Here is a 12607-nt window from a genome sequence, read left to right on the forward strand (position 1 = left end):
GCTGATCCTCAGATAGTGGAATTCGTGCACGCATACAACTGCTCCCCGGAAGTCGGAACTGAATTTCTCAGTCCAACTTCCGGGGAGCAGTTCAGACCGGATGGCAGGGCCCCTTTGCTGTGGAGCTGGATCAGCGGGTCAGGCTCGCGAGGGCCACACCGTTGTTGGCGATCAGCTGCTGGATCTGATCGCCGAAGCCGTGCTGGTCCGCCAGGGCGACGGCAGCGTCGGACGCCTTCTTCACCTGGTCGGCGGTCGGCGCCGGGATGGTCTCCAGGGCGGGCAGGGCCGGGGCGATGACGGCAGGAACGGCCGGGATCTCGACCGGGGCGGGGGCGGGGGCGGGCGCGGGGGCCGGCTCCGGGGCAACGTCCTCGGTTGCGGTGGTCAGGTACTGACCGCACACCGGCCAGGCGCCGGGGCCCTGGCTGGCGAGGGTGTTCTCCGCGACGCGGACCTGCTCGGCCTTGGAGGCGCCGTGCGGCGAGCCGCTGCCGCCGTTGGCGGTCCAGGTGCTCTGGGAGAACTGCAGGCCGCCGTAGTAGCCGTTGCCGGTGTTGGTGCCCCAGTTGCCGCCGCTCTCGCACTGCGCGACGCCGTCCCAGTTGTGGGAGGCGGCGTTGGCGGTGCCGGTGGCGAGGCCGAAGGGAACTGCGACGAGTGCGCCGGTGGTGGCAACCCATCCGAGGGCACGCGTGGTCATCTTGCGAGTCGTCATGCGGGGTGAATCCTCTCCGCGCTTGCGAACGGGCCGGCCTGGGGCGGAGTGAAGTTCCTCTCGCCCGGCACAATCACTGGCGCCGCGTCCCTGCCCCTCGAAGGTTTCGGGGTTCCGATCCCGCGGGGCAGAGTGAGCAGCGGCGGGTCGGCTTAAGCCCGGTTGTTTCGGGCCGGTGGCGACCGTACGCAACATTTTCGACACGGTCATCCCGGCGGCCGGACGTCGCCCGCACCCGAAAATCCGCGCCGGAACTGACATTTCCGCTGGTGAGTACGCGCCGTTGTCAACCGGATGCGTGTTCGTTACGCGCCCGTTATGTGGCTGGGATCACGGCCCATTTGTGCCTTGGGTCACCCGTTTCCGTGCTGCCCGGGGGCGGTTTCCGGACCCGCCGTACGCGATTTGTGTTCTGTTCCTCCGCTCGTGTAACTTCATTCATGCATCGCGGGGTGGAGCAGCTCGGTAGCTCGCTGGGCTCATAACCCAGAGGTCGCAGGTTCAAATCCTGTCCCCGCTACCAAAGAACGAAAGCCCGGTCCTCGGACCGGGCTTTCGTCGTTTCCGGGGTTTTCCGATGGGAAAACAGGTATGTCACCGGGTAGTACTCCCGTCGTCATGGGGCCCGGCGGGCTGGAGGCTATGAGGTGTCTCGCCAGCCACGCCACGGAAGGTACCCACCCCATGAAGACCGAACAGTTGGTTCATGGTGACTTCGTCGCCGCGATGTTCTCCTACGATTTCGTCGAGGGTGGCTTCGATCTCGATGCCGTCGAGCGGATCCGATGCGGTGTGTTCGATGAGTGGATCTCCGCGGTTACCCGATCGGGTGTGTTCTCCGACCGGGAGGTCGCGGGTGTCGTGGAGTCGTGGCGACGCGACCCGAAGCTGCTCTTGGATGCCCTGCTGCAGGATGCGGACGAGGTGACGCGCAGGCGCTACGAGTCGACGTGGGAGGCGCTGGATCGGGCCGCCGATTCGCTGGATTCGGCTGTGGTCAGGAGTGCCCCAATTCTCGTGTAGAGTTATCAGTGCAGCGCGGGGTGGAGCAGCTCGGTAGCTCGCTGGGCTCATAACCCAGAGGTCGCAGGTTCAAATCCTGTCCCCGCTACCAATGAACGAAAGCCCGGTCTTCGGACCGGGCTTTCGTCGTTTCTCCGCGATGTCACTGTTGTGCCAGTCTTGGCCGGTGACTCGAACCTGGTGGATCATCAAACATGTCGCCTTCGAGGGGCCTGCCCTGATCGGCACCGTGCTCAGCGCGCGGGGGATCGGCTACTCGGTCTGCGAGCCCTTCGACGGCGACAGCCTCCCGGAGGCGTCCGAGTGTGCCGGACTGGTGGTCATGGGTGGTCCGATGAATGCACTCGACGACGTCGGCCACCCGCACCTTGCGGCCGAACGCGCGCTCATCCGTGACTGCCTCGCTCTCGGTGTCCCGGTGATCGGGGTGTGCCTCGGTGCCCAGCTTCTCGCAGCGGCACTGGGGGCGAACGTATTCGAGGGCCCCGCAGGAGAATTCGGTGCCGGGTCGGTCACCCTCACCGATGCCGCCAAGTCGGACAAGGTCTTCGGTGGAATCGGTGGCGAGATGCCGGTCGTGCATTGGCACGGCGACACCTTCGACCTGCCGGAGGGGGCGTTGCTGCTCGCGGGCAGCGCGGCCTATCCGCACCAGGCCTTCCGCGTCGGGGACAACGCGTACGGTCTGCAGTTCCATGTCGAGCTGACGGCTGCCGAGCTGCCCGTGCTGCGCGAGCACATGCCTGCGGGCACGGCACCCGACGTGGATCAGCTGGCGGAGATCGAGGCCGTCGGCCGCACCATCATCGGTGCGTTCCTCGGCTAGTCCTTAGGGGTTTCCATCTCGATCAGGACCCGCCGGAGCAACTTTCCGGTGGCATTGCGGGGCAACTCCTCTAGGAACACCACTTCGCGGGGCACCTTGTAGCGGGCGAGGTGCTCCTTCACGTAGGCCTTGAGCACCTGATCGTCGGGTGCGGAGTCCGGGGTCGGCACCACGAATGCCTTGAGCCGGTGGCCGAACTCGGCATCGTCGACGCCGATCACCGCCACCTCCAGCACGTCCGGGCGCTCGTAGAGCAGGTTCTCGACCTCGAGCGGGTATACGTTCTCGCCGCCCGAGACGATCATGTCGTCGTCGCGACCGTCGACGAAGAGCAGTCCGTCCCTGTCGAAGTGCCCGACATCGCCGGAGGCGAGCAGCCCGTTGATCCGCTCCTTGTCGCGGCCGTCGGTGTATCCGCTGAAGCTCAGTCCACTGGAGACGAAGATCCGGCCCACCGTCTCGGGTTCGGTTATCCGCACCCCGGCGTCGTCGTAGAGCTCGACGTGACAGGTCACCGGCGCTCGTCCCGCGGTGCCGGGTGCGAGCGCGAGATCGGCAGGCGTTGCGACCGTCGCGACCGCGACTTCCGTTGAGCCGTACAGGTTGTGCAGCACATGTCCGAAGGCTCCGGTGGTGCGCCTGCACAGATCGGGGGATATGGCGGACCCGGCGGCGAAGATGATCTTGAGGTTGGTGGTGTCGTACTTCGACAGGACCTCGGGGCCGAGGTCGATGATCCGCTGCAGCATGGTCGGGACCACGACGAGGACGTCGGCCCGCTGCTCGGCGACGAGGCGGACGCTGCCCTCGGGGTCGAATCTGCGCTGCATGACGACCGTCTGGCCGAGCGCGAGGGCGATCGCGAACTGGGACATGCCGGTTCCGTGGAAGGCGGGCGCCGCCATCACCATGGTCTGACCGGGACGTAGCGGCACCCGGTCGAGGAACTGGGCGGATGCCAGCGGCGAAGTGCGCTCGCGCGGTGCGCCCTTCGGGGTTCCTGTGGTGCCGCTGGTGAGCAGTACGAAGCTGCCGTGCGTGGCCGGATGGGGGACGGCGTGGGTGGGCTGACCGGAGATGAGATCGTCGAGCGTGCGGGTCCCACGTCCGGCGTCCTCGCCCCAGGAAAGGAAGAGCCGCACGTCCGAGGGCAGGGCGGCGGCGACGTCGGCGAACTCCTCGTCATAGACGAATGACCGAACCTGTTCGCGGGCAGCGACATCTACCAGCTGCGGGGGAGCGAAGCCGGTGTTCATCAGGACCAGCTTGGCGCCCAGCTTCGCGGCGGCGAGCATCGTGAGGACCAGGCCACGGTGGTTGCGGCACATCGCGCCCATCACCGACCCGGGAGCGATGCCGTTCGCCTCCCACGCCCGCACCAGGGCGTTGGACTGCTGTTCGAGTTGGGCGTAGGTCAACTGCCCGCGCTCGTCGATGATCGCGACCGCGTCGAGTCCTGCCTCGGCGTGCGCGTGGATCGGCCCGGCGAAGGGGCCGTACTTGCGGACCGCGAGGATGGCCGCGATACCCCGGTCGACCCGGGGAAACGGGACGAGACCCGCCCGCATCATCACCCTCGCCGCCCCAAGCGTATCGATCGTCTTCGTCAGAACACCCGGCATTGGAATTTGCCCCCTGAGCCCAGAATCGATCCGGTGAGTGGATGGTCCTCAGCCTAGTGCGGGGTGGGGTGTCCGGTCACCGGTTTCTTGTCCACAAACTCGGAGACCGTCTGACCGTCAACAGGGGAGGTTCGGTCCGGTCGTGCCCATTTCGGATCGTTCCTTTTGGATCTGCGAACGCAGTGATTTCTTGTCGACCTTGCCGACAGCAGTCAGCGGCAGTGCTTCGGCCCGTCGTAGCTGGTCGGGAAGTTTATAAGTGGCTAGGCCGCGATCTGTGAGAAACCTCTTGATGTCGGCGAGCGCGGGCATCGAGCCGTCGACGACAACAACAGCGCAGACTCTCTCGCCGAGTATCGCGTCGGGGACGCCGATGGCGGCGGCGTGCCGGACTGCCGGATGGGCACTCAGGTGCTCTTCGAGTTCGTCGCAGGAGATGTTCTCGCCGCCACGGTTGATGACATCTTTGATGCGTCCGGAAACCACCAGGTGGCCACTTGGCAGCCGGCGCACGACATCCCCGGTGCGGTAGAAGCCGTCGGATGTGAAGGCGTGTGGGTTGTGCTGTGGCGCACGATAGTAGCCACGGATCGTATATGGCCCGCGGGTGAGCAGTTCGCCCTCCGTGCCGGGGGCCACCTCATTGCCGTCGCCGTCGACGATTCGCACCTCGTCCGCTGGTGACAGCGGACGGCCCTGCGTGGTGCAGACGATGTCGTCGGAATCATCGAGCCGGGTGTAGTTGATCAGGCCTTCGGCCATTCCGAACACCTGCTGCAGTTTCACGCCGAGCGCGGGTTCCACGGCACGGGCATTGACCTCGGCCAGCCGCGCGCCGCCGACCTGCAACAGCCGCAGCGACGACAGATCGTTCGGCTCCCATTCGGCTGCGGCGCACCATAGCTGGGCCAGCGGTGGCACCACGGCGGTGACCGTGACCCGGTGTCGTTCGATCGCGGCGAAGGCGGTCTCGGGACTGGGATCGGTGACGAACGCGACCGCGCCACCGGACGCGAGGGTGCCGAGGATGCCCGGACAGCCGAGTGGAAAATTATGTGCGGCAGGAAGAGTCGCCAGATACACGTCGTCCGGCCCGAGCGCGCACACCTGCGCACTGGCCGTCGCGTTGTAGAGGTAGTCATCGTGGGTGCGGGGGATGAGTTTCGGCAGGCCGGTGGTGCCGCCCGAGACGAGCATCAACGCGATATCGGTCGGATCGAGGTCCGGCAGCGTGCCACCGTCGGCCGCAAGTGAACGCAGGTCCGGGAAGTCCCCGGCCTCGCCGAGAATCGCCACGTGTCGCAGTGTCGGCACGGCGGCGCAGACCGCTGCGGCCAAATCGCGGTAGTCGAAGCCGCCGAACGTGCCGGCCGCGAGGTAGGTCGTCGCGCCGGATGTCGAGGCAAGGTGCTCGATCTCGGCGCGCCGATGGGCCGGCAGCGCGAGTACGGGAACCGCCCCTGCCCGCAGCAGCCCGAACAGCACCGGCACGAACTCGGGCACGTTCGGCAGCTGCACGACGACCCGATCCCCTGGAGTGACGCCGAGCCCGAGGAATCCGTGCGCCATACGGTCGGCGTCGTCGTCGAGCTCGGAATAGGTGTGCGACCCGGCGTCGGCGAGCAGGGCGGGCCGGTCGGGCCACTGTCTGGCACCGTTGCGAAGCAGGTCATCTAGCGGCTGACCGGTCCAGTATCCAGCCCGACGGTAGGTGTCCGCGACATCGGCGGGAAGCGGGACGAAACCCTCGCGATGGTTCGGTGCGGCGGTAGACGATGTCACGAATCTTGTCTCCCAGTAAATGTTGATATCGGAGAGAACGATGAGTTCCTGTCGAGCTGCGGCTCGGCGACAGTAGTGGGAACGACATACGGCGCGACGCTGTTGAACTTCTCGCAGGTCTCCTCGTGCTCACGTACAGGGTTGGAGGCCGCGACGATCCCGGCCCCGGCCCGCAGCCACGCCCGCCCGTCGCGCTGGTACACGGCGCGCAACACCAGTGCCGCATCGAGCGCGCCCGTGCTGTCGGCCATCAGTACCGCACCGCTGTAGAGGCCGCGCGGCTCGGATTCGAGTTCGCCGATCGTCTCGCATGCCACTTCCTTGGGGATGCCGGAGGCGGTGACCGCGGGGAAGACGGCGGCCAGCGCATCCCACGACGTCCGTTCTCGTGCCAGGGTTGTCTCGACCCGCGAGCCCAGGTGTTGCACGCTTCCCCGGTTCTTGATCGCGAGGAACTCGCTGACTCTGGTCGTTCCGGCGCAGCCGACCGTGTCCAGTTCGTCGAATGCGAGTTTCACCGATGTGGCGTGCTCGTAGATCTCTTTGGCGTCGGCGAGCAGCTCCGTACCGAGCGCCAGGTCGACCTCGGTGTTCCCCGTACGCGCCCTGGTTCCTGCCAGCGGCTGCGTGGCCGCCAATCCGGACTCGTCCGTTTCCAATATGGTCTCCGGGCTGAACCCGGCCGCCTGCCATCCGCCGAGGTCAAGCAGGAAGGAACGTGCAGGCGCGTTGGCCCGGCGCCCAGCGACGTAGGTCGCGGGCATGTCCACTTCGAACGGCACATCCACGGCGCGCGACAGGATCACCTTCTGCAGGCGTCCGCTGTGTATTCGGCCGATGGCTGCCGCCACCTGACGGTGATACCGCTGGTCGACTTCGTTGGTCCGCACGGGAACCGGTCGGCCTTCGGGCAGATTGGAGATGACATCCACCAGGTCGGCACACAGGTCCTCGTTCGCCGACAGGGTGCGGATCGATCCGTCGCTGATCTCCAACTCCACGGTGGGAACCATGATGTGCGCGAGCACGTCGGAGGGTGTCGCCAGGGCGGGTCGGCACAGCTCGAAGCAGGCCCACCCATAGGCGCGCCATTGGTCGACCGGCGTCCGCCGCAACGCGGCGTGCACCTGGGGCCACGGGTTGCCCACCCAGTTCTCGGCGAACTCGCCCCCGAGTGTCGAGTGAATCCAATCCCGGCCAACCGTCACTTCGCCGAGCGGATCACTCGCGATGTACCAGCTTTGGGATCTCTCGTACACCACATAGTCGGTCAGCAGCCCCGACCCGACCACAGCGGCGACCACCGCGATCGGGTCGACCCCTTCGACAGGCACGGTCCGCTCGGACCCCGCTTTCCCGAGCCGGAGCTCTCGCGTCACGAGGCAGTCCTCCTCGACATCGCACATGGCTGGGTCATCACACGAAGGACTCTCGGATGCGCTGCGGGGCCTCTGTTCGGGTCCAATACATGAACTGCGTCGCCAGGTCCTGGTTCGAGTAGAAGTATCTGGTGTGGGGCTGCCCCTGCGGCATGTAGTCGGGCCAGAACTGTCCTTGCTCGAGCTGCGCGCGCAGGGCGTCTGCTGCCGCCCTCGGTGACAGTTCGCCCCGATCCACGGCTTCGCAGGTGGTGCGGGCCGTCGTCAGCAGTTCCCGCACCATCACGGCCAGCTCGGCATCACCGCGCTCGTGAGCGCGGAACAGTCGATCGTCGCGGCTGGTCTGGTATCGCGAAAGGGTGTGCGCGAGAGTGGCTTCCATGTAGAAATTGAACGTGTCCCACACCCTGACCATCACATTCCACAGCGCGTAATCGCGGAACGCCACATACGACGAGTAGGCGAGATCGTCGTGCATGTCGAACATCCGCTGTTGTATCGCGTCGACATCGACGAACCGCTGCGTCGACCAGTCCTTTTCCCGCGCTGCTTCGATGAGACGCCAGGCAAGTGAGTTCACGGTGTGGAACGAGTTGGCGAGGCCCCGTGAGAACAGCGCGTCGATGGCGCCCGCGGATTGCGCGGTGAGGCAGAACCGGTCGCCGACGGTGTTCGTGGCGGAGTACTGCAACCGCCCGGTGCTCACCCACGGCCGGACCGCCTTGGCGCCTCGGAACTGCTCGGCGACTGCGGGGAAGCGTCGCAAGAAGTCGGCGAACTCCTTCTCCGGCGTTTCGCGGTCCGCCAGGGCGGCCGGTCCGGTGAGGGTGAGCCCCACGCTGCACAACGGGTTCATCGAGCGTTCGTGATTGTCGAAGGGAATCACCCAGAGCCAGCCGCCGTCGAAGACATGGTGCAAGGTGCCGTCGTGCCATCGACTGGGCTGACCGTAGCGAAGCGGCGTCACATCGTCGTAGGGCTCGACGCCGATCATGTGCGTGAACAGCGAACGTGAGTGGGTGCGCGCCCGCGTGGGCAGTTCCCGCAGCTGGAAACGCTCGGCCAGGACCGAACGGAAGCCTGTTGCGTCGACCAGATACTCCGCCGTGAACGTCTCACCGGACGGCGTGGACAGCTCGACGCCGCCATCCGGTTCGATGTCGATGTCGCTGATTGTCGTATTGAGTTGGGGCACAGCGCCGTAGCGGACGGCGAGGTTGAACACATAGGTGTCGATGTCCTGGCGGAACCAATGAGCCTCCGTGCGCCACCACGTCGGCACCACGACCTGATTGGCTTGCTCGGCCTCGGCGGGCTTGCCCTCCTCGTGATAGACGAATCCGAAGTTCTGTTTCTGCCCGCACATCGTGCTCACGTGGGCGGCGGTCTCGGTGAAGCTGGACAGCGGTGCCAACTCCGGGACCTGATAGCGCTCGGCCAGGATGTGCATCGTGGACGTCGCGTAGGGAATGGTGGATTCCCCGATCGCGAAGCGCGGATGCACTCCGGAGTCGAGGAGCAGCACCTTGACGCCGTGTCGGGCCAAGATCGCGGCGAGGGTGCTGCCCGCGATGCCCGCACCGAGGACGGCGACGTCGAACTTGCTGTTGAGCGATGGTGTCACTGTCGAGCTCCCTGCATTGTCATGGTCTGATCGGTGCCGGCGGGACTTGGGCATTCGGTGTCGGTTGCTCGACTCGGTGTGACGGCGCCCTCGGTGCCGATGCGCCAGCCGCGAGCACGTTCCCGGCTGCGCCAGAACTCCGCGTAGCGGCCCCCGGCCACGAGCAGGTCGTCGTGTCGGCCACGTTCGACGATCCTGCCGTCCGCGAGGAACAACACCTGGGCGGCGGCGACGAGGGTGGCGGGGCGGTGGGCGATCACCACGACGGTCCGGTCCTGCGCCAGCGCGTGCAGACCGTCGCGGATCGCTACTTCGTTCTCCGGGTCCAGCGCCGAGGTCGGCTCGTCGGCGATCACGATGGGTGCGTCCTTCAGCATGGCTCGAGCGATCGCGACCCGTTGGCGTTCGCCGCCGGAGAGGATGGTGCCCCCCTCGCCGACCCGGGTGTCCCAACCGTCGGGCAGCCGCGCGACGATCTCGTCCACTCGGGCTGCGGCCGCCGCCTGTCGAATCTCCTCCTCGGTGGCGTCCGGGCGGGCCAGCCGGATGTTGTCGAGGATCGAGACGTCGAACAGGTACACGTCCTGGAACACCATCGACACCATCGACATCAGCACGTCGGACTGCACGTCGCGCACATCCTGTCCGCCCACCAGCACGCTGCCGGAGTCGGTGTCGAAGAACCGGGCGATCAGCCTGGTGACGGTGGTCTTGCCCGCACCTGAGGCGCCGGCCAATGCGGTCAGGCTGCCCGCGGCCGCCAGGAAGGAGACCCCGTCGAGGACCGGCTGGTCGCCGTATCCGAAGGTGACCTCGTCGAACTCGATGTCGGCACCGCGTGGACGCACAGGTGCGGCGGGTTCCGGCAGGGGAGGGGTATCGAGGATGTCCTGCACTCGATGCAGGTGGTTGCGAGCCACCTTCAACGCGGCACTGAGCCCGCTGGCGGCGATCAGCGGTTCGACGAAGCGAACCGCGAGCACCAGCATCGCCAACAGCGTTGCCGGGTCGACCGAGCCCGCCGCCGCCAGGTATGTGCCGTACCACAGGACCGCCGTGAAGGCCGCCTGCACCACGAACGTGAATGTGACCAGCCCCGGAACCACCGCGGTCACCAGGGCTCGCCCAGCGTCACGCTGCGCCAGTAGCGCCTCGTCGAGCGCGGCGTATCCGCGGGTGATCTGGCCGCAGGACCGCAGAATCCGCTGTGACTGCGCGAACTCGACGACCCGGGTCCCCGCTACGGCCGTTGCGGCATGCGTGCCGCGTTCCGCCCGCGCCACCAGTAGGCCGGTCAACCAGAAGGTCGCCGCGATCACGGGGGTCGTCGCGAGCATGACCAGCGCGATGCGCCAGTCGAAGAGGAACATGAGCAGCACCACGGTCACCGGTGTGACCACCGCGAACACAATCGGTCGCAGGAGATTGGCAACCGCATTGGCCACGTGCATGATGCCTTCGCCGGCAAGGGTGCTCACCTGCCCGACGCGTTCGCCTGCGAACCAGCCCAGCGGGAGCGTGGCGATGTGGTCGCCGAGCCGGTGATGCAACGTGCGCAGGATCGCACCGCCCAGCTCATACCCGGCGAGCGTGGTGCGCATCATCAGCACTCCGAAGACCGCGACGGCGGCGGCGAAACCACCCAGCCACGGCCAACAATCGCTCGGCGTCGGTCCGAGCAAGGTGCGCAGCACCGGCACGAGTAGGGCGAACGCCACGCCCTGGGCGACGGCCGTGAGCACCGTGAGTGTGAGAACGAATCGCAGGCCGGTGCCGGATGCTCGACTCGGCGAGTCGTCATCCTCGGTGATCCTGAGCAACAAGCCGATCATGCGTCGACTCCTTCCCACGCTGCCCACATGGCCGCGTAGCGGCCGCCCAGGGTCAGCAGTTCGGCATGTGTGCCGCGTTCGGCGATCCGGCCGCGGTCGAGGACAACGATCTGGTCGGCGGCGACGATCGTCCCGAGGCGGTGTGCGACGACGAGCACTGTCTGGCCGGCCGTGAGCCGAGACAGTCCCTGCTGGATGGCGGCCTCGGAGGCCGGATCGGCGAACGCTGTTGCCTCGTCGAGTACCAGTACCGGTGCGTCGGCGAGTGCCGCGCGCGCTATGGACACTCGCTGCGCCTCTCCACCCGACAACGCCGCGCCGACGGTGTCGTATCCGTCGGGCAGGGCGCGGATGCGGTCGTCGATGGCGGCGGCCTCGGCGGCAGCCCCGATCTCGGCCAGTGTGGCGCCCGGCTTGGCCAGGGCGATGTTGTCTCGCACGCTCATCCGCAGCAGGCGCACGTCTTGGAAGACGAATCCCACGCTGCGGTAGAGACTCTCCTCGGAGAGGTCCCGCACGTCCACACCGTCGATGGTGATACGGCCCTCGTTCGGATCGTGGAACCGGGGAATCAGTGACGCCAGAGTGCTCTTGCCCGAACCCGAAGGACCCACCACGGCGGTGAGCGTTCCCGGCCGCAGATCCAGGTCGATTCCCGTGAGGGCGTCCGTGGTGTCGTCGTAGCCGAATCGGATGTTCTCGAATCGGACCGTCGCGCCTGCCGGGTCGACGGGGCGGGTCACGGTCCCGTATGGCAGCTCCGGCGTCGCGAGCAGGGCGCGAATATCGTTGGCCGCCTCCATGCTTGTCTGCATCGCCTGGCCGGACTGCGCCAGGGTCTGCACCGGCGCCGACAACGCCAATCCGAGCAGCGCGAACGGCAGCAGATCCACGGCGACCAGGTGGCCGGTCTGCACCAGCAGGGCCCCGCCGGCGAGCACGGCAGTGAGCATCGAGACCGGCGACAGCGCGAGCTGGGCGGCGGCCGACAGGGCGCTCGTTCGGCGGATCCAGCCTGTGAAGAAGTCGCTGAATTTGTCGGCTGCGTCGAGATAGCGTCGGTGCGCGCGTCCGGTCTGCCCGAACGCCTTGACCACCGCGATGCCCTGTATGAACTCGACTGCACTGGTACTGATGTCCGCCATCGCCTCGGTGTAGTCCCTCATGCCGTCGCTGTAACCCGCCATGGCGCGGCGAAACAGCTCGATGCCGACCACCAGCGGGATCATCGTGATGAGCGCCATCTGCCAGTCCACCCAGAGCAGGTAGGCCAGGCATACCAGCGGAGTGACCACGGCGTCGGTGATATCCAGGCAGGAATGCGCGATGACCTGGTGCATCGCCGCTACATCGTCGCCGACCGCCTTGCGGACCACACCTGATCCGCGCTTGTCGAACCAGCCGAGCGGCACCCGCCCCACCCGTGCTGCGATCGAACGTCGCACGGACAGCTGAATGTCATTGTCGGCGTAGTGCGTCAGCGTCGCCGCCGCGAGCAACAACGCCAGCCGCACGACCAGGGCCGCGACCGCCGCGATGACGGCGGGCCACGGATCGCCGTCGCACAGCAGTCTGCGGCCCAGCTCGGCGACGGCGGCGAACGGCACCACCCCCACGGCGGCTGCCAACGCCTGACAGGCCAATGCCGCAATCAACCGACCGCGGCCGGCGCGGATCAAGTCGCCCATCGTGCCTGCCGAGCGCATTCGCAACGAACCGGAGTCGTCAACTCGCCACCTCCCACCTCGTAATGACAATCATTTTCATGAATGCTACTGTACGCGCCACGAACTTCCCAGTC

The 12607-nt window shown here is 66.9% G+C and carries 9 protein-coding genes and 2 tRNA genes; 4 read left to right on the forward strand and 7 right to left on the reverse strand.

The window, feature by feature from the left end; translation table 11 throughout:
• Nucleotides 1–130: 130 nt before the first annotated feature.
• Complete coding sequence (locus tag ACWFRB_RS13525) at nucleotides 131–718, reverse strand: transglycosylase family protein (RefSeq protein ID WP_452641629.1); 588 nt, start codon at nucleotides 716–718, stop codon at nucleotides 131–133.
• A gap of 446 nt (nucleotides 719–1164) precedes the next feature.
• Between ACWFRB_RS13525 and ACWFRB_RS13530 the strand changes: the two genes are divergently transcribed.
• From ACWFRB_RS13530 to ACWFRB_RS13545, 4 genes are all read left to right on the forward strand, one after another.
• Nucleotides 1165–1241 (forward strand) — tRNA-Met (locus tag ACWFRB_RS13530).
• A 161-nt stretch (nucleotides 1242–1402) separates the two neighbouring features.
• Nucleotides 1403–1741, forward strand: a complete 339-nt coding sequence (locus ACWFRB_RS13535) for a hypothetical protein (RefSeq protein WP_452641630.1) — start codon at nucleotides 1403–1405, stop codon at nucleotides 1739–1741.
• 14 nt (nucleotides 1742–1755) lie between these two features.
• Nucleotides 1756–1832: transfer RNA gene (locus tag ACWFRB_RS13540), tRNA-Met, on the forward strand.
• Between the two features lie 75 nt (nucleotides 1833–1907).
• Entirely contained in the window at nucleotides 1908–2567 is a 660-nt protein-coding gene (locus ACWFRB_RS13545; RefSeq protein ID WP_452641632.1) for a type 1 glutamine amidotransferase, read from the forward strand.
• On the opposite strand, the gene ACWFRB_RS13550 is transcribed toward ACWFRB_RS13545, so the two are convergent.
• From ACWFRB_RS13550 to ACWFRB_RS13575, 6 genes are all read right to left on the reverse strand, one after another.
• Nucleotides 2564–4189, reverse strand: coding sequence for an acyl-CoA synthetase (locus ACWFRB_RS13550; protein ID WP_452641633.1), 1626 nt, complete (start codon nucleotides 4187–4189; stop codon nucleotides 2564–2566). The genes ACWFRB_RS13545 and ACWFRB_RS13550 overlap by 4 nt on opposite strands.
• 117 nt (nucleotides 4190–4306) lie before the next feature.
• Entirely contained in the window at nucleotides 4307–5971 is a 1665-nt protein-coding gene (locus ACWFRB_RS13555) for a (2,3-dihydroxybenzoyl)adenylate synthase (RefSeq protein WP_452641635.1), read from the reverse strand.
• On the reverse strand, nucleotides 5968–7350 hold the full coding sequence (locus ACWFRB_RS13560; protein ID WP_452641636.1) for a salicylate synthase: 1383 nt from the start codon (nucleotides 7348–7350) through the stop codon (nucleotides 5968–5970). The genes ACWFRB_RS13555 and ACWFRB_RS13560 overlap by 4 nt, the downstream gene beginning before the upstream one ends.
• A gap of 37 nt (nucleotides 7351–7387) precedes the next feature.
• Entirely contained in the window at nucleotides 7388–8974 is a 1587-nt protein-coding gene (locus ACWFRB_RS13565; protein WP_452641637.1) for an NAD(P)/FAD-dependent oxidoreductase, read from the reverse strand.
• On the reverse strand, nucleotides 8971–10806 hold the full coding sequence (locus ACWFRB_RS13570; RefSeq protein ID WP_452641639.1) for an ABC transporter ATP-binding protein: 1836 nt from the start codon (nucleotides 10804–10806) through the stop codon (nucleotides 8971–8973). The genes ACWFRB_RS13565 and ACWFRB_RS13570 overlap by 4 nt, the downstream gene beginning before the upstream one ends.
• Nucleotides 10803–12494 (reverse strand): ABC transporter ATP-binding protein, encoded by a 1692-nt coding sequence (locus tag ACWFRB_RS13575; RefSeq protein WP_452641640.1) that lies wholly within the window; start codon nucleotides 12492–12494, stop codon nucleotides 10803–10805. The genes ACWFRB_RS13570 and ACWFRB_RS13575 overlap by 4 nt, the downstream gene beginning before the upstream one ends.
• Nucleotides 12495–12607 lie beyond the last annotated feature (113 nt).

Source organism: Rhodococcus sp. NPDC055112, from assembly GCF_053607505.1.

What these genes read in the sequence shown, in the direction of transcription:
- ACWFRB_RS13525 (WP_452641629.1), bottom strand. Translation starts at nt 718, where the DNA reads ATGACGACTCGCAAGATGACCACGCGTGCCCTCGGATGGGTTGCCACC.
- ACWFRB_RS13535 (WP_452641630.1), top strand. Translation starts at nt 1,403, where the DNA reads ATGAAGACCGAACAGTTGGTTCATGGTGACTTCGTCGCCGCGATGTTC.
- ACWFRB_RS13550 (WP_452641633.1), bottom strand. Translation starts at nt 4,189, where the DNA reads ATGCCGGGTGTTCTGACGAAGACGATCGATACGCTTGGGGCGGCGAGG.
- ACWFRB_RS13570 (WP_452641639.1), bottom strand. Translation starts at nt 10,806, where the DNA reads ATGATCGGCTTGTTGCTCAGGATCACCGAGGATGACGACTCGCCGAGT.
- ACWFRB_RS13575 (WP_452641640.1), bottom strand. Translation starts at nt 12,494, where the DNA reads ATGGGCGACTTGATCCGCGCCGGCCGCGGTCGGTTGATTGCGGCATTG.